This window comes from Bacteroidota bacterium, assembly GCA_030017895.1.
Classification (GTDB): Bacteria; Bacteroidota; Ignavibacteria; order UBA10030; family BY39; genus JASEGV01.
In genome coordinates this window covers 72,263-91,161 of the sequence record JASEGV010000003.1, presented here as the reverse complement: position 1 = coordinate 91,161, position 18,899 = coordinate 72,263, and the positions used below count along the sequence as shown (strand labels likewise).

Annotated in this window: 14 protein-coding genes; 2 read left to right on the top strand and 12 right to left on the bottom strand. The window is 38.2% G+C overall.

Going from position 1 to position 18,899, the window contains the following annotated elements; all coding sequences use genetic code 11:
* Positions 1-181: 181 nt before the first annotated feature.
* The 8 genes from QME58_01445 to QME58_01410 form a co-directional block, all read right to left on the bottom strand.
* Entirely contained in the window at positions 182-829 is a 648-nt protein-coding gene (locus QME58_01445) for a response regulator transcription factor (protein MDI6802494.1), read from the bottom strand.
* A 13-nt stretch (positions 830-842) separates the two neighbouring features.
* Positions 843-3,974, bottom strand: coding sequence for a two-component regulator propeller domain-containing protein (locus QME58_01440; protein ID MDI6802493.1), 3,132 nt, complete (start codon positions 3,972-3,974; stop codon positions 843-845).
* A 133-nt stretch (positions 3,975-4,107) separates the two neighbouring features.
* Complete coding sequence (locus QME58_01435; protein ID MDI6802492.1) at positions 4,108-6,996, bottom strand: right-handed parallel beta-helix repeat-containing protein; 2,889 nt, start codon at positions 6,994-6,996, stop codon at positions 4,108-4,110.
* A 122-nt stretch (positions 6,997-7,118) separates the two neighbouring features.
* Positions 7,119-7,943, bottom strand: a complete 825-nt coding sequence (locus QME58_01430) for a metal ABC transporter permease (protein MDI6802491.1) — start codon at positions 7,941-7,943, stop codon at positions 7,119-7,121.
* On the bottom strand, positions 7,936-8,697 hold the full coding sequence (locus QME58_01425) for a metal ABC transporter ATP-binding protein (protein MDI6802490.1): 762 nt from the start codon (positions 8,695-8,697) through the stop codon (positions 7,936-7,938). The genes QME58_01430 and QME58_01425 overlap by 8 nt, the downstream gene beginning before the upstream one ends.
* Positions 8,698-8,702: 5 nt before the next feature.
* Positions 8,703-9,590, bottom strand: coding sequence for a metal ABC transporter substrate-binding protein (locus QME58_01420; protein MDI6802489.1), 888 nt, complete (start codon positions 9,588-9,590; stop codon positions 8,703-8,705).
* A gap of 13 nt (positions 9,591-9,603) precedes the next feature.
* Positions 9,604-10,773: a hypothetical protein gene (locus QME58_01415; GenBank protein ID MDI6802488.1), complete on the bottom strand. Its 1,170-nt coding sequence runs from the start codon at positions 10,771-10,773 to the stop codon at positions 9,604-9,606.
* A 77-nt stretch (positions 10,774-10,850) separates the two neighbouring features.
* A complete protein-coding gene (locus tag QME58_01410; GenBank protein ID MDI6802487.1) occupies positions 10,851-11,210 on the bottom strand; it encodes a hypothetical protein in 360 nt (119 codons plus the stop codon).
* Between the two features lie 112 nt (positions 11,211-11,322).
* Here QME58_01410 and QME58_01405 point away from each other — a divergent pair, with 112 nt between their 5' ends.
* Together QME58_01405 and QME58_01400 are read left to right on the top strand one after the other, a co-directional pair.
* Positions 11,323-11,859, top strand: coding sequence for a redoxin domain-containing protein (locus tag QME58_01405; protein ID MDI6802486.1), 537 nt, complete (start codon positions 11,323-11,325; stop codon positions 11,857-11,859).
* A gap of 96 nt (positions 11,860-11,955) precedes the next feature.
* Entirely contained in the window at positions 11,956-13,764 is a 1,809-nt protein-coding gene (locus tag QME58_01400; GenBank protein ID MDI6802485.1) for a M28 family peptidase, read from the top strand.
* A gap of 626 nt (positions 13,765-14,390) precedes the next feature.
* Here the strand turns inward: QME58_01400 and QME58_01395 are convergent.
* The 4 genes from QME58_01395 to pnp all read right to left on the bottom strand — a co-directional run bounded on the left by QME58_01395 (position 14,391) and on the right by pnp (position 18,898).
* The gene (locus tag QME58_01395; protein ID MDI6802484.1) at positions 14,391-14,807 is read right to left on the bottom strand and encodes an HI0074 family nucleotidyltransferase substrate-binding subunit; all 417 of its coding nucleotides are present in this window, start codon (positions 14,805-14,807) and stop codon (positions 14,391-14,393) included.
* A complete protein-coding gene (locus QME58_01390; GenBank protein ID MDI6802483.1) occupies positions 14,795-15,091 on the bottom strand; it encodes a nucleotidyltransferase domain-containing protein in 297 nt (98 codons plus the stop codon). The genes QME58_01395 and QME58_01390 overlap by 13 nt, the downstream gene beginning before the upstream one ends.
* Before the next feature lie 62 nt (positions 15,092-15,153).
* Complete coding sequence (gene gpmI, locus QME58_01385; GenBank protein ID MDI6802482.1) at positions 15,154-16,683, bottom strand: 2,3-bisphosphoglycerate-independent phosphoglycerate mutase; 1,530 nt, start codon at positions 16,681-16,683, stop codon at positions 15,154-15,156.
* Positions 16,684-16,726: 43 nt separating this feature from the next.
* Positions 16,727-18,898: a polyribonucleotide nucleotidyltransferase gene (gene pnp, locus QME58_01380; GenBank protein MDI6802481.1), complete on the bottom strand. Its 2,172-nt coding sequence runs from the start codon at positions 18,896-18,898 to the stop codon at positions 16,727-16,729.
* Position 18,899: the final 1 nt, after the last annotated feature.

Genomic DNA, 18,899 nt, shown 5'->3' with positions numbered 1-18,899 from the left:
TTACTTGCATGCTCAAGGAGATATAAAATGACCCACTCGAGTACGCGAAGACCCTTATTATAGGACATAGACGACAATTAGGACACATGTACTAATGGTTAATTGTCAATAGTCAATTGTCAATCGATCGTTGACTATTGATCAATCAATTAATCCATCTATCCAGTAATCCAATTATTTGTTACAGCATATGCCTATGTTCTATCGCAAATTGGAGCAGTGTATTATATCCCTCGATACCCAACTTCTCGCATATGTGAGCACGATGGTTCTGGACTGTCCGATAACTGATGTGTAATTGCTCGCCTATTTCCTTGCTCGTTTTATTTTCGGAAATAAGTTTTAATACTTTTAGCTCCATCGCTGTGAGCAGCTTTAAGGAAGGTTTTTTGTTTAGTAATTCAGTAGCGGCATGTGTGTGTTTAGCAAGATTGTTTGAAAACTCAGGGCTAAAATAATATTTTCCAAGAGAAACTTCTTGAAGACATTTTTTAAAATCCGCTCCAGCAGATTCTTTTAATATATAACCCTTCACATTCAATTCTAGCGCTTCATCGAAGTATTCTTCCTCTTTAAACATTGTCATGACTATGTAATCTTTTGTGAAAGGTTTATCATTTAAATGCCTGATAAGCTCGAAACCATTCATAGATGGTAGTGAAATATCCACCACAACTATGTCGGGTTTGAGTTGTTCGCAGAGCTTAAGTGCTTCAGCGCCGTCACCAGCTTCACCCACAAGCTCGAAACCCGTCATATCACCAATAATTTTTATAAGTCCCTGCCTGACTATTGGATGGTCGTCAACAATAAATATTTTCTTAGCCATCATTCATTCCATCTTATGTGATCGGTATTTTGATATAAATAGCGGCGCCGTTATTGGGAGACGATTTAACTGCAATTTCTCCTTTCAGCAACTTCACTCTCTCGATAATATTTGAGATGCCAAACCCTTCGTTATTTTTTCCTTTTATCAAAACAGTGTCGACTTCAAATCCTTTTCCGTTGTCGGTAATTTGAATATTCAAGATGCCGTCTTTGTGCTTAACACTTACATTACATTCCGAAGCTCCTGAGTGTTTTACTACGTTGTTCAAAGCTTCCTGGATAATTCTGAATATGTGTATTTCTTCTATCTGAGAAAATAACTTGTCGATTTCGTCCGCATCGTATGTAAATTGTATTGGAGATACTTGTATAAATTTTTTCACGCACGATTGAATTGCCTTACGTAAACCGAGACGATCAAGTGTATGTGGGTGAAGGTCGTATGATATTTCCCGAACCTCATCTATCGATTCCTGGGCAAGCTCTGAAATATCGTGCAGCTCTTCCATAGTAAGATTACGAGCGGTGACATTCCCCTCGCATTGATGAAGCGCATTTTTGATAATCAATAAATTTTGTCCGAGACTATCATGAAGCTCGCTTGCTATCCGTTTCCTTTCGTGTTCCTGAAACTCGATGAATTTTTTTGATAATTCCTGCTGGGTAATTTTTTCTTTATTCATTTTAGCCGTTCGTATTCGATAGAACGAATATCCTAAAGTAATAACAAAGAGAGCGATAATAACTCGCGCCCACCAGGTTTCCCAATATGGTGGCGTAATAATTATTTTTACCGACCTGCCTTCATTATTCCAAACACCATCGTTGTTACTCCCTTTAACCCGAAATACAAAATCTCCTCCGTCTAAGTTGGTGTATGCGGCATAGCGCCTTGTTCCAGAATGTATCCAATCCTTATCATATCCCTCGAGCATGTACATGTATTCGTTTTTTCCCGGAATCGTATAATCCAAAGCTGCAAATTCGAATGAAAAGAAATTCTGTTTGTAAGAAAGCTGAATTTCATTTATTGTTTCCAAAGAACTGCTTAGCCGAACCGGTTTATCAAAAACTTTAAAATCGGTTATGACGATAGGCGGGATGTTATTGTTTTTTTTGATTTCTGTAGGACGAAAAGAGTTAAATCCATTAATGCCACCAAAGAACAAATCGCCGTTTTTACTTTTGAAGTATGCCCCCTGATTGAACTCGTTACTTTGCAGCCCATCGTGTAAATCGTAATTTTTAAACTCCATTGTAGTTGGATTAAAACAAGATAAACCTTTATTCGTGCTAAGCCACAAATTACCATTTGCATCTTCTAAAATACCATACACAACATCATTCGGTAATCCATCTTTTTGTGTATAGTGCGTAAACGTTTCCATCTCGCGATTAAACCGATTTAAACCCCCGCCCATTGTACCAATCCAAATGTTTCCGCGAACATCCTCATAAATTGACAAAATAGTATTGCTGTTGAGAGATTCGAGGTTAGCCGGCTCATAACGATAAGTTTTATACGTGCTTGTCGCAGGATTAAATCTATTCAGTCCCACTCCCCATGTTCCAATCCACAAATAGCCCTCCGAATCTTCCATAATCGACCAGACGTAATTACCGCTCAATTCATCGCTATGTTTTCCAGTTCTTTTATACCGGATGAATTTTTTATTCTTAGGGTCGAACATGTTAAATCCGTCGCCTGCCGTCCCGACCCAGAGATTCCCCTTTCGATCTTCACAGATTGCCATAATGTAGTTGGAACTTATACTGTTCGTATCATTCACATTATTATGATGATGGATAAAACGATTATTCACACGGTCGAATAAATCCAACCCGCCCATTTCTGTCCCAATCCAAAAATTACCTTGTTTATCTTTCAATAAAGCCATTACTGAATTATTACTCAAACTGAGTTTATCGTGAGGAGTGTGTGTATAATAAATAAACCTCTCGGTTTTCTTATCGTAACAATTTAAACCACCACCACGCGTACCAACCCACAAATTGCCAAACCGGTCTTCACAAATTGCACGAACAGTTGGATGATTCAAACCTTTATTATCATTTGCATCAGAACGATAGGAACGGAATTTATTTTTCTTCACATTATAGTAGTTTATCCCGTTGCCGCTTGTTCCTATCCATATTCCTCCAAGGCGGTCAGCGAAAACAGAATAAACTGTTTCGTCGCTGAGTCCATAATAATTTCGACTATCTGAACTGATTGCAGAAGATTTTCCACTTTCTGCATTCAACCGAATCAAACCGTCTCCCCGAGTTGCAATCCATAAAATCCCGTCTTTATCTTCGGCAATCTGACCGACATTATTACTGCCGATATGAAATCGACTGAATTCATTTTTTTCACGATTAAACCGATTTAATCCTTCAGCATAAGTGCTTATCCAGATGTTCCTGTTTTGGTCTTCAAAAATATTGATGATTCTATCACCGCTTATGCTTTTTGGATCATTCTTATAGTATTTATAATGAGTAAATTGTTGAGTGATCGGATTATAAACATTTAATCCATCCCAAGTTCCAATCCATAAAAATCCCTCGCTATCAACAATCATACATCGGACGTTGATATTGCTTAAACTTTTAGATATTTTTGAATCGATGCCCAAGCGAGTAAACTTGTTTAAATTTCTATCAAAACGATTCAGACCACCTCCCCAAGTTCCGACCCAAATCGTTCCTTTCTTATCTTCGGCAATACAAGTTACATTATTCGCACTCAAACTATTTGAATCTGTACGTTGATAATTATATCTGATGAATTCATTTTTATTACGGTCGTGCCGGTTTAAGCCGCCGTTGTAAGTACCGACCCACATTTCACCCGCCTGATCTTCATAAATATACCAAATCCAATTATCGGAAATAGAAGTTGAGTCGTCCTTATCATGCTTGTAAACTACAAAATCATAGCCATCGTATCTGTTTAAACCGTCCTGAGTTCCAAACCACATATAACCATAGCGGTCTTGAAGGATAGCATTAACCGTTGATTGAGATAAACCGTCATTAACGGTAAGACGGTCAAAATTTATCTCTTCAATTTGACAAATAGCGGCTTGAAACGTAAACAAATAAATAGAAAAGAAAACTATGTTATTCCACGGATGCATATTCTTTTACTTTTGCCTAAAGTATAAAAGATTTTGGAGATAATCAAATAACATATTGATGCTAAGTGAAAAAAGAGAACCCCGACGTTTATGTGCCGGGGTTTTGTGTGGTTTTCTAACTACTACCTGTCTCTCATTTTAATAGTAAAAATTTCTTTGTCGATACAAAAACTTGTCCTGAGCTTGTCGAAGGATCTCCCGCAACCAAACGATAGAAGAAAACGCCGCTCGCTAATTGCCGACTGCCTACTTTCGACTCCCCACTGCCAACTGCCGACTGGAATTCAACTTGATAATACCCCGCTTCTTTAAACTCATCCACAAGAGTTGCTACTTCTCTTCCGAGTACATCATATACCTTCAGCGTTACCCAACTGCCTATCGGCAACTGCCAACTGATGACCGTTGACGGGTTGAACGGGTTGGGATAATTTTGGTACAAAGCATATTCATTCGGCAATATAATTTCATCTTGAACGTCTGTTACTCCGTTACCCGAAACTTCAATGGAATCAATTCCTGAAATTCCATCGTGCAGAAAAATAATTTTGCCAGATTTCAATCCCAAGCTTGTCGGTTGAAATATGATGTAAAGTTTTTGAGAATCCATAACAGCAACGGAGAGTGTGTTTGGATAAAATGTAAATTGATAGTCGGTTGAGGATATCGAATCAACACTTAATTGATATGTGCCAGAATTATTAATATAGATGCTATCAACTTGTGTAAAACTAACTCCAAGGTCTCCATAATTTACACTTGTTTTGCTCAGTGAGAATACCGGTGCGATTCCTACTCCGGTTGCAATCAAACTATCCGGTGAAGATGAAGCATCGTGAATAATGATTAACTCTGAAGTTCTTATTCCCATCTCAACTGGATTAAATGTTACATAAAATATCGAACTATCAGATGGAGGAATACTCGCTGTTTGCTGTGAGATACCGAATTCAGAATTTTGTGATGTAATTTGATAAATATTCAAATAAGCTGTTCCAGTATTTCTAATCATAAAGCTATCGACAGAAGTAGTGTTGAGTCGAACACTATTGAAATCCACAATTGCTGGTTCGATAGAAATTTCTGGTGTGCTGAAATCAAAATAATCTACATAATCGCTTACACTATTTCCCAAACCGTTAGGATTAGTAATCGGATGGTATGGACCTGATGGATCGCCCCACCAATTTCGCCGTGCGTTTACTATTATGCTCGAAGATGAATTTTGAACGCCATAATTAGTGTTGTTATAAATTTCGTTACTGTTTTGAATTGACCCACTTATCAATGGATTAGCATTACCTGTACAGTATATACCAACATTGTTGGAGTGAATTTTATTTTGGAATATTTGAGGTGTTGTAGAGCTACCAGTTAAATAGACCCCATGCCCTCCTGAATTCTGTATGATGCTATTACTTACAGTCGGTTGGCTTGTACTTTCACAGTAAATATTTGTTGTGTATCCATAAACTGCTTGCCCTGCTTTCTCGATTACACAATACTCTAAGTTTGAAACTGCGCCATCGGCATCACTCGCATTGTGAAAATATAATCCGCCCCAACCATTGATCGTTCCGCTCCATGATGTGAAAGTTATTAAACTATCCGGCTTACCTATCGCCTGCAATTGCCCACGGTATAATGAAGAATAATAATTGCTGCCGATTTGTATGCCTGTGTTCAAATTAAACTTTACTACAACACCCGGCTTAATCTCTAACTTTCCATCGCCGCCATCGCTGTGTATTGCAATTCCACCTAACACTAAATACGGAATTCCGTCGTTGTACCAAACAGCATCGGGAATTACTATACCACCGCCTTCTATTCCTATTACTTCCGTTCCATTGTTGGTGTATGTATTGCCATTAATGAATGGACTCGAATTCGGAATCATTCTAATTGGATAAGTGGAGTTATTGCTAATTAAATTATTGCTTATCGCTGGTTTTCCACCATTGACAAACAGCCCTTCAAGATTCGATTCTAGCACATTGTTAGTCAAAGTAGGACTACTGTTCCAGATGTATATTCCAGTTACTACTGAATTACCGATTGTAGAATTATTAATAATTGTAGTGCTATTTCTTAACAATATTCCATGTCCACCTGAATTCTGTATGATGCTATTGCTTACAGTCGGTTGGCTTGTACTTTCACAGTAAATATTTGTTGTGAATCCATAAACTGCTTGCCCTGCTTTCTCGATTACACAATACTCTAAGTTTGAAACTGCGCCATCGGCATCACTCGCATTGTGAAAATATAATCCGCCCCAACCATTGATCGTTCCGCTCCATGATGTGAAAGTTATTAAACTATCCGGCTTACCTATCGCCTGCAATTGCCCACGGTATAATGAAGAATAATAATTGCTGCCGATTTGTATGCCTGTGTTCAAATTAAACTTTACTACAACACCCGGCTTAATCTCTAACTTTCCATCGCCGCCATCGCTATGTATTGCAATTCCACCTAACACTAAATACGGAATTCCATCGTTATACCACACAGCATCGGGAATTACTATACCACCGCCTTCTATTCCAATTGCTTGTATACTGTTAAATCGATACGAGTTTTTGTTATGAAATAATTTTGCGTTAGGTATCATTTGAATCGGAGATGAATTTTCATAACCGCCATATTCAAAAATGCAATAAGTCAGACGGCTCGTAGATGAAGAATTTAAAAAACGAATTTGTTTCCACTGTCCAGTTGAGGGAATTGTATTGGATGTAGTAAACCGGATTGAAACTGTAGGAGTTCCATTAGCGAGGAGAGTACCATTTACGGTTATACTCAATGTCGAGTCAAATTTAACTACGACTCCCGGCTCGATAGTTAAAGTTACACCTGTATTGACAGTTACGTTTCCGACGACACGGTAAGGGCTATTTGCTAATGTCCACGTAGTGTTTGTTGAGATTGTCCCATTGATTGGTGTGTCTTGAGCAAATGAAATGTTGTTGAAGCCAATAATTAATAAGAGCAATAAAACTTGTAAAAATATTTTCATAACTTCTCCTTCTGATTGTATGATTGCTTGATTAAATAAATTAACAGGTTGTAACTGAACGTGAGATAGCCAAAATGATGTGTAAATATAGCATAATTAATAAGATATACAAGTGATTTCTATCAACTTTTTAAGTACTTAACAATAAATGCAGAAATCAAAAGTATCAGAGCCGATCCGATGGTAGTTGGACCTACTGGAAAATCGAATTTGAACGAGAAAAACAATCCAATAATCGGAAGAATAATACCGATAGCGACAGATCCTAAAAAAATATACTTAACTTTCTTAAATATCAATAATGATATAGAAGTTGGGATAATTAAAAACCCAAAAACGAACAAATCGCCGGCAACCTGAGTTGCGACTGCGATAGTGATTCCGATTGTTAAAAATAGCAATACATCCCAAAATTTGACATTAAAACCTTGAGTGGCGGCTGTTTCAGGGTCAAGTGCTATAAAAACGAATTTTCTATAAAAAATAAAATGAGTTGAAAGAATTACGGTTGCTGTAATAAGTATGATATAAAACTTCTCGGCTGTTACAAATAAAACATCTCCCCGTAAAAGGTTTTCGATTTCGGCAGTTTCAACAGCGTAACTTTTTTGTAAAAATAAAATTCGCATAGCGATTGCGGTTACAAAGGTTAGTCCTAATATTGCATCAGCGGGTAAAATTTTTCTTTCGATAATGCGTGAGAGGAATCCTACTGCTAAAAGTGTTGATACTAAAGATGTAAAAAACGGATTAAAGTGAATGAAAGGAAGAAATGCGAAAGCAAGTCCCATCATCGATACTTGTGTTAGTGCCGCACCAACAAACACTATTCTTTTCGAGATAATATAGACTCCGATGAATGAACAAACCAACCCAACAAGTATGCTTCCAAATAAAGCAAAAGGAAAATCGTGAAAGAGAGATTTAATAATTTCTATATCAGACATTTCGGTCTCCAGTAATTACAATTTTTTTATCTTTGTATTCCATAACTTCAACCTCGATTCCATATCTTTCTGATAAATTTTTTGAGGTCAGGATATCCGAAACATTTCCAACTTGAAAGAAATTCTTCTCGATAAAAGCAATTCGAATCGCAGTATTAGCCACATCGCTTAACAGATGGCTTACTAAAATTACTGTATAACCAGCAGTATGAAGTTGTTTAATGAGCGAAAGGATCGACTGCCTTGAGGATAAATCCATTCCACTTGTTGGCTCGTCGAGAACTAAAATTTCAGGTTCGCTGATTAATGCACGGGCAATTAAAGCCCGCTGTTTCTGCCCACCCGATAAATCTTTGAACGACTGGTGTCGTAAATCTTCGATATCAACTTGCTGCAAACACTCCGTAAGAAGTCGATAATCCTTTGAGGTTGGAAATTTTAAAATCCCAAGTTTGCTGTATCTCCCCATCATTACTATGTCTTCTACAGTAAATGGCATAATCGGATCGATAAGGTCACGTTGCGGCACATAACCGAATGTTGAGCGGCTCAATTTACTTGTGTGTAGTTTAATTTCGCCGGATATCGGTTTGAGTGTTCCGATGATGGAGCGGAGAACGGTAGTTTTGCCCGCACCATTCGGGCCGACCAATCCCAAAAAATCACCTTTTTCAATTGCAAAATTAAGATTACTCAGAATAATATTATTGCCATATCCAAGTGTTACGTTTTTAAATTCAATCAGGTGATTCATATAATCTATTTCAAATTTTCTTTTAACATTTTTACATTATAATCAATCAGACTGATGTAAGTATCTGTGCGAGGAACTCCTCCGACTGAAGTTGCCAAACGAATTACTTTTGCATTTGCTGCAGCTGCTATGTGTTTAGGTACTGAATCGTCGTAAAATGGTTCTACGATAATTACTTTAATATTGTTTTCTTTTATAAGTTTTAAAAGTTTCAAAGTGTGCGACGGTGTTGGTGTAATACCAGGTCTCGGCTCTATGTAATCAATTACATTTAATCCGAAACGCTTTGCAAAGTACGTCCAACTCTTATGGAATGTAATCACATTAGAATTTTTAAACGGCTCTAGTTCCTTTAACCAATTTGTGATATTTATATTTAGCTCAGATAAATAATTATCCATATTTGATTTAAAATATGTTTCCTCTTCTGGCGAAACTTTTATTAACGCATTTAAAATATTTTGCATAATAATTTTTACATTCATCGGGTCGAGCCAGTAATGCGGATTTCCATACCTGTGAATATCGCCTTGACTCGCATCTACGTCTGAAGGGATTTCGAGTTTTTCAATATTGTTTGAGCAATCAACAACAATCAAACGGTTATTTCGTGAACCATCAATAATTTGCTGCGCCCAGAGTTCAAGTTCCATCCCTATCTGCAAAAAAATATCAGCATTGCGTAGTTTCATCATATAACTCGGTTTCACTTCGATATAGTGTGGGTTTTGTGTGCCTTTAACAATGAAATCGACCTCTACCCTATCGTTACCGATTGCTTTTGTAAAATCGGCAAGATCGGGAAGTGTTGTTACTACTTTGATAGTAGCAAAAGTATGGTTTAGAAAAATGAGTGAGAAGAAAATTGTTATTACTAATATATAAACTTTCATTTGAATATCTCCTTTAAAAAATATGTGCACGATGTGGACCTAATGAAAATAGAAATTGCAATGTAATTGAATTAATATTTTTTATTTCGTTACCTATGTTCAATTTTGTATGAGAAAACTGTAAGCGAAATACTGTTGTTTCCTCAACCGGATAAAATCCTAAGAACAGCGATGCACCATACTCGTAATCGTCGTTGTTGTATGGGAATTGCGAATAATCAACACGGGCTCCAACGGTGTATCGTTTATCCAATTGATAATCGCCAAAAAGATATAAGCCGGTCGAAAAAAATTGCTTACTCACCCGTTTACCATTTTCGATGAAGTAAGTTGTATCACCGTCGCGAAATGCTTTCCTGAAATTTATAAGCCACTCACCTTGCAAAGTTAAGGATTGATACATACTCGGTTTCCACTTGTATTTAAAATCCAAATTACCGTAGTAGAAACGTTCCTCATAATATCTGTCGTGTATCCCTGTTAGTCCACTTATTCCTAATTCCAGATCGCTGTAATCAGAAATCGGAAAGAAAGTAATCATTCGGCTGCTGAAGAAGTAGCGTGGGTCGGTAAGTGTATCTCCCAAAACCATCGATGCAATTTCGTGTGCATGCATATTTAATTCATCAGTGTGAACATCAGCGGGAAGTTTTCGCAATACATCGAATGTAATGCGTGAATAAAGTTCGCCGGTTGGTAACAAGCTACTCGCTGATAAGCCAAGCATATTAAGTCCTTCTTCGCCTAAAAAATTTTTCAGAACAAATGGTTGGTCAACGAACGACCAAGCATGCGGATGGATTATATTTAGTTTGCCAAACTCAACTAAGTATTTTCCGGCACGTATGTTCAAATTAAAAGGCAAGCCGCGCACGAATGAGGCGTATGCTTCCTCAATTTCGACTTTCCCTTCCAATCCGTGCCAGGAAAGAAAAATATCGCCGCGTGCATACGGATTCAAATAACCCTGTAAGCCTAACTCGATTTCATCAAGTTTACCAACTGGCGTTGATAAGTTAAATTTCTTGTGGCTTATGTCGTTGTGCCCATCCGATTCTTCTGCATCGTTAGTCGATATACTGAAGCGCGGTATTATGCTGATTTCCGGATTGAGTGTAGTTTGAGCATCAAGCTGAAAACCAAAAACGAATAAGCATGAAATAGATATGAATAATATTTTCATAAATTTCTCCTAATAAGTTAATGAAGATAAAAATATAAATTTGGACGGAGAAATCTCGCCGTCCTACAAATTAGTACTTAAGAGAAGTTAGATGGGGGACCGCGTGTATCGGGGTGTGTGTGAGTAACGGAACGAAATGGTTTCTCGTCGCTATTTAGAGGAAAGAAAAATTTTTGAAGAAAACCTATTGTTGATTGAATACTTGATAAATCGAATTCTTTTATTTTAACACGTTGGCACTGGATGCAATTAAAATGTGAACGAACTGAGGTATGGTCTTGGTGGTTAGAGCAATCGTGAGCAAAAACTTCATCCCCTTTGCTTGAAAATAAAAGTGCATCGTGTGTATGTAAGGAATTGCTAAACAACACGAATACAAAAGCAAAAATTGTAACTAATGCTGTTTTTGTATCATATTTATTTTGGAGCGAAATCATCCATTCACAATATATGGATTTTTATTTTCAAAACAAATCGCACGGTTAATCTTTTGCTTTTTCTCATATATTCTATTACATTTTAATCGTCATTTTTAAAAAGGTCAAGTTCATGAAAATTATACATATTTTTTTAATATTTTTAATAACAGTAACCGCAGATACTCAAACAATAAATATCGGAGACAAGTTAATCGACTTCACACTCCCCTACGCCACACAGGATACTATTATGCATCAGGGAATTACGCTTTCAGAAATAATCCAGAAGAAGCCAGTCGTGCTTGCTTTTTATCCAGCAGACTGGAGCTCCGGCTGTACGAAGCAACTCTGTGCTTTCAGGGATAACTTTGCGATGTTGGAAAAATTAGATGCCGAGATATTAGCTATCAGCGGCGACTATGTTTGGTCGCACCATTTTTGGGCAAAGCACCAAAACTATCCGTTCAAATTGTTAAGCGACCACGACCATAGCGTTGCGAAAAAATACGAGAGCTACAACGCTGAAAGAGGTTATAACAAGCGAACCGTTTTCGTAATAGACAAACAAGGGAAAATTGCATACATAGATAAGAAGTATGGCGTAGCCGACGATGAGTCGTTCAGCAATTTAAAAAACGCATTATCGAAATTGGCAGATAATAAATAGCAAACCGAAGAATATGCAAAACCTAAAAATGCGGGAATGCCAGTTGGCAATTTGCACTATTTAAAATCAGTAATCAATTTATACATAGGAAAAAATATGAAACATCTTCTATCAATACTTCTTGTTCTTTCAATCATTATCGGTTGCAGTTCTACTCAACCGAGAATTACTTCGAACGATGTTACAGCCGGAGAACTTCAACGTCACGTAATGTATTTAGCTTCGGATGAACTCGAAGGCAGACGGCCGGGGACAAAAGGCAACGAACTTGCCGCAAATTACATCGCGAAAGAATTCAAATCATATGGACTAAAACCATTAGGAGATAACGGAACATATTTTCAAAACTTCAAGTTTGTTTCGGAATTAAAAGTCGGCAAGAACAACTCGCTCGCTTTTAATGTCGATGGTAAAACTTTAAACTTCACACCCGATGTTGATTTCAGACCGATGAATTTTTCGAGTGATACATCAATCACCGCAGAACTCGTATTTGCCGGCTACGGCATCGAAGCCGACACTCTGCATTACAACGATTATACAGGAATAGATGTGAAGGATAAGCTTGCAGTAATATTGCGATACTCACCTGATGGAAACAATCAGTCAAGCAATTTTTCCGGTTACTCTTCTTTCACAAAAAAAATAATGACTGCACGTGATAAAGGTGCGGCGGGAGTAATATTCGTTACAGGTCCCGTCGATGAAGCTAACGCTCCTCTCATTCCACTTCGACACGAACGCGGTTCAATGAACTCGGGGATTGCAGTTATACAACTCGACCAGAATGCAGCCAATTCGATATTCGAAAATATTAGAATGAATTTACTCTCTCTCCAAAAATCCATCAACGAAAATAAAAAACCTAACTCGTTTAATTTTGCAAATACAAGTGTTACACTCAAAACCGAAATAGAAAAAATATATTCCAACACTGCAAACGTTGTTGGATATTTTGATGGTAATGATGCTTCATTAAAAAGCGAACACATTATTATTGGTGCGCACTTTGATCATCTCGGATTGGGCGGTGCGAGTTCCGGTTCAATCGTTCCCGATTCAATAGCTGTTCACAACGGTGCTGACGATAACGCATCGGGGACAGCCGGACTTTTAGAGATTGCACAAAGTTTAGCATCCCATCACACTCAAATGAAACGTTCGTATGTGTTTGCAGCTTTTTCGGCAGAAGAACTTGGCTTGTTAGGGTCGGCACATTATGTCAAAAATTCTCCACTCCCACTCGATAAATCTGTCGCTATGATTAATTTGGACATGATTGGAAGATTAAAAGACAGCGTCCTGACTATACAGGGGGTTGGTACTTCGCCTGTATGGAACGAGATTATTCAAAAACAAAATCAAGATTCGGTTTTCAAATTAAAACTTGGGCAGGATGGTTTCGGCTCAAGCGACCACGCAAGTTTCACCAGTAAGGAAATACCGGTTTTATTTTTCTTCACAGGTTTGCACAGCGATTATCACCGCCCCTCGGATGATTGGCAATTGATTAATTACGAGGGACAAAAAATGGTTACCGATTTTGTAATAGGTGTTGTGCGACAGTTGGATGCAGTAAACGCAAAACCGAGCTTTGTAAAAATCGAACAAACTTCTGGTATGCGTGAAGGTGGTAGAAATTTCCGTGTTTCATTTGGGATTATGCCCGATTTTGGAGACGATTCAAAGGGGATGCGAATAAGCGGAACGCGTGCCGGCTCACCCGCCGAAAAAGCAGGGCTTAAGGCGAATGATATTATTATTAATTTTGGTGGTAAATCTGTTAAGAATATTTATGATTTAACTTCCCTTCTCGGTGATTTTAAACCGGGTGATGAAGTTGAGGTTGTTGTGCTGCGTGGAGAAGAAACGCTAACAATGAAAGCTACTTTGCAAGGAAGATAATGAAATTATGAATTATGATTTGGGATTTGGGATTGGATATTTTGAATCGCGGATCGCGCGCTCAAGATTTAATGAATCTGGAAATTTTAGTCTCATTTATGAGCCTTTGTTCGAACAACCTAACTATGGTTATGCGATATTTTATAAGTCTTCGCATTACGGTGAACCGTAACGCTATACGAACAAAGCATCATCAATGATGCTATTATCTTTACAATGCACAATAACAATTTTAAAGAGTTTGCAATGGGACAGGTATTTTACAAATTATATTACCACGTGACATGGGCAACCGACCTTAGGCAATCACTGAATACGCCAAAGATTGGAGAGGTTCTTTATCCATTTAGCAATTTCAATTCCTCCATCCGAATCTGTTAGCGATATTATTGGTAAATTGAAAGGAAGCATACACAAAACCGAAATCGTATATCAATCTTCACATCACGGTAAACCTTCGGGAGATTGTTCGAGTTAAAGCTATATCATCGAACTCCCATCCATCTCAGCGGGTTGTGTTATCCAATCAGCTTTAGGATTGTCGGAGAAATATCTGCGAGTATCACGGTTCTTTCAATTTCTACTCAACATCAATGTATTGTCCGAACCATTTCTGATACCTGTTTTTATACAGAATGCTTTTTGTGTAATTCCTTGTATTTTGCTTTTATACGACTTAAAATTACATACATGAGATTGTAGTAAGAAGGTACGGTGTTGAAAACCTCATTTGAAATTTCTTCATCGTGCACGTGTGATATTAGGTTCCGATGGTCGCACATTTTTAGTAATAGCTCAACCTCGTCTTCTGAAGCCAATAAGATCGGTAAAAGCTCTCTAAAACAATTCTTTGGTGAATAACAATCAATGCCTTCTACGTAGTTTAAATAGGTCTTAACAAGTTTCCAGAATAATTCGAAAGTAAATTCGAATCTCTGAATTGCTGCATCACGGACGATATCCGAAAACTTTTCTTGCAATGCTCTGTTTAACTGCATCAGAGCTTTCTCAGTATCTTGTAAAATATTATCTAATTTTTCCATTTGATTATCTTTTCTTTGGCAGTTTTATAAAAACCGGTAGAAACTCTTTTAAAATCTATTACGTCCACTTTATACGGAATATTCATATCATCGATTTTTTCTTTTACCCACTGCAGCTTCATCAAAGGGATTTTGCCAGTGTCCTCGATTCCAATATCTATATCGTGATATAATTTTTGATTATCGGAAACTGCAGAACCGAAAACAAACAATTGGGCTGAGGGAAATTGTTCCATCAGAAATAGAAATATTTTATCTAAATATATTTTTGTTTTATCGGTCATAGCGCTATAAATATATATATCTATTTTGATATTACAAAACTCAGCCTAAGACTCATAAAAAACTATAGCAGCGAGCTTCCATCCATCTCCTTCGGCTGTGGTAATCCCATCAGCTTTAGGATTGTCGGTGTTATATCGGCGAGTATTCCCTTTTCTTTTAATCTTTGTGCAGGTGGATTTTGAACGATTAGAAACGGAACTAAGTTAGTCGTGTGTGCTGTGAATGGCTCACCGCTATCTTCAGCCATTTTATCAGCATTTCCATGGTCTGAGCTTATCAATGGAAGAAATCCGTATTCCTGTGAGACAGGTATCAAACGACTCAAACAATTATCAACTGCTTCAACTGCTTTTATTGCTGCTTCCATTATACCTGAATGCCCCACCATATCGCAATTGGCATAATTTACTAAAATAAAATCGTATTTGTCAGTTTCTATAGCATCAATAAGTTTGTCGGTTACTTCATAGGCGCTCATCTCTGGTTTCAGGTCATAAGTTGCAACTTCTTTGGGTGATTGAACAAGTATCCGATCTTCGCCTTTAAACACCTCTTCCCTACCGCCGTTAAAGAAAAAAGTTACGTGAGCATATTTCTCGGTTTCTGCTATTCTTAATTGTTTTAAATTATGCTCAGCTAAAATCTCACCAAATGTATTCGCCAAACTAATCGGCGGAAATGCAACAGGTACTTTGAACTCATCGTGATAATGAGTCATTGTTGCAAAATATAGATTCAGTTTATTTCGATGGAATTTATCGAAATCATCCATTATAAATGCACGAGTTAATTGACGTGTTCGGTCGGAACGAAAATTAAAGAATATGAATGAATCGTTTTGTTGAACATTACCAACAGGTTTTCCGTCATTTACACAAACGATTGGCTTTACGAATTCATCCATTACTCCTTTTTGATATGAATCCGAGATTGTTGCAATTGCATTCTCGCATTGTTGTCCTAATCCCTCGGTCATTGCTCTGTATGCTAACTCGGTTCTATCCCACCTATTATCTCTATCCATTCCATAATATCTACCCATTACGGTTGCAATTTTACCTACACCGATTTCATTAATCTTGGCTTGAAGTTCTTTTAAATAACCAAGACCTGAATCAGGCGGAGTATCGCGCCCGTCTAACAATGCGTGTATGAAAATTTTTTCGAATTGATGTTGTTTTGCAAGATGGAGAAGTGCGTATAGATGGGTATTCATGCTGTGTACGCCACCGTCGGAAAGCAACCCCGCTAAATGAATAGCAGAATGATTTATCTTTGCGTGTTCGACAGCTCCAAGGAAAGCAGGAATATTGAAATAATCGCCGAGTCGAATTGAGCGATTGATGCGAGTAATATCCTGCCAGACAATTCTACCTGCGCCGATGGTCATGTGTCCAACTTCGGAGTTGCCCATTTGTCCTTCGGGCAAGCCAACATCTTCCCCCGATGTGGTAAGTTTAGTCAATTTATTTTCCGCAAACAATTTATCAATAAATGGTTTGTTAGCATTTTGGATTGCATCAGTTTTTGGATTTAAACCTAATCCAAATCCATCTAAAATTATAAGTATTACTTTTTGTTTTGTTTTCATAAGGAATTATAAAAAAGCCCAAAACAAGTTTGGGCTTTATGATTTATCTTCGTGGTGGTCTTCGGGAATCTCTTCTATCGCCGGAAGGGGGTCTTCTATCCGAGCGAGGTCTATCCTCTTCAGGAACATAAGCATCGCCCATCAAAACAGCTTTGCGGCTTAAATTATTTCTTCCCTCAGAATCGATTTTTACTAACTTTACTTCGATTGGGTCGCCCACTTTTAAAAGATCGGTAACTTTATCAACGCGATTTATATCGAGTTGAGAGACGTGAACTAATCCCTCTTTACCCGGAAGGAATTCAACAAAAGCACCAAAGTCCATTATACGCGTAACTTTACCTGAATAAATTTTACCGACTTCCGGTAGTTCAGTAATTCTGTTAATCATTTCAAGGGCTTTGCCACTTGCCTCCCCCGAAATGGCTGCGATTGTAATAGTTCCATCGTCCTCGATGTTAATCTCGGTTCCTGTATCTTTTGTAATTTGTCGTATCATTTTCCCACCTGGACCGATAACAGCACCAATCATATCAATAGGAATTCTGACTGTAGTCAGGCGTGGAGCATAAGGTGATAGTTCCGGTTTGGGTTGTGCAATTGTTTCGTCCATAATGTTCAAGATGTGCAAACGACCTTCGCGAGCTTGTTCCAAAGCGGACGCAATTATTTCGAAACTGATTCCCTGTACTTTCATGTCCATCTGCAAACCAGTAACGCCATCGGTTGTACCAGCGACTTTAAAATCCATATCGCCGAGATAGTCTTCGTTGCCAAGAATATCGCTTAAAATAGCAACACCGTTTGATTCTTTGATTAATCCCATTGCAATACCGGCAACAGCTTTTTTAATTGGTACTCCAGCATCCATCAACGAGAGTGAACCTGCACACACCGTAGCCATCGATGATGAACCGTTCGATTCTAAAATATCGGAAACGATACGAATCGTGTATGGGAATTCTGTTTCCGGAGGGATTAAATTTTTGAGTGCACGTTCGGCTAAATTTCCGTGTCCGATTTCACGGCGACCCGTGCCGCCAAGTCTGCCGACCTCGCCGACACTGAATGGCGGGAAATTGTAGTGGAGTAAAAACCGTTTTGTGGTTTCGGGAAGCAAACCCTCTAATTTTTGTTCATCGGATTTAGTGCCGAGTGTACTTGTGGTTAAACTTTGAGTTTCGCCGCGTGTGAATAGTGCCGAACCATGTGTTCGTGGCAGCAATCCAATTTGACAACTAATGGGCCGGATGTCTCTAACTCCTCTGCCGTCTAATCGCTTTCCGTTTTCAAGAATCATCTGACGCATATCTTGCTTCTCGATTTTGTATAACAATTCAGATATAACTTTGTTTTGTTCCGGAAATTTTTCGGCAAGTTTCGTTTGAATTTCTTCTTCGATAGCACCACGTCGTTTGCTTCTGTCGTCTTTGGATAACACAGTGCGGTTAAGTTCTTTGATACGCTGGGAGAATAGTTCTTTTACACTATTTTCTAACTCGCTATCAATTGCTTTGGGGGTAGTTGCACGCTTTGGTTTTCCGATCGCTTTTTGGAATTTAATTTGCAAATCGCAAAGCACTTTGATATGTTCACGAGCAAATTGCAGAGCTTCAAGAAATAATTCCTCCGAAATCTCTTTTGCTTCACCTTCGACCATTACGATCGAATCGCTCGTACCGGCAACTGTAATATCAAGTTCACTTTCTTCTAATTGTTTGAATGTGGGATGAATGATGAACTCGCCGTTAATTCTTCCAACACGTACTTCAGCAATCGGAACATCGAAAGGGATATCAGATATCAGCAGCGCTGCCGATGCGGCAATTGCACCGATTGTATCGCCATCATGTTCTTGATCAGACGAATAAACAGTTACTATTATTTGAGTTTCGTTTTTAAAATCTTCGGGGAACATTGGTCTAATGGGTCGATCAATCAAGCGTGAAGATAATATTTCTTTCTCTGTGGGTCTTCCCTCACGTTTGAAAAAGCCTCCGGGAATTTTTCCAGCGGCAGCGGTTTTTTCACGATATTCGACTTGCAGAGGGAAATAATCCAGGTCTTCTTTAGGTTCTTTTGCCGCAACAACAGTAGCAAGCACCATCGTTTCGCCGTATTGTGCTAACACAGCAGCATCGGCTTGTTTTGCGAGCAAACCTGTCTCAATTGAAAATACTCGCCCGCCAATTTCTACTTCTTGTTTATGAAACATT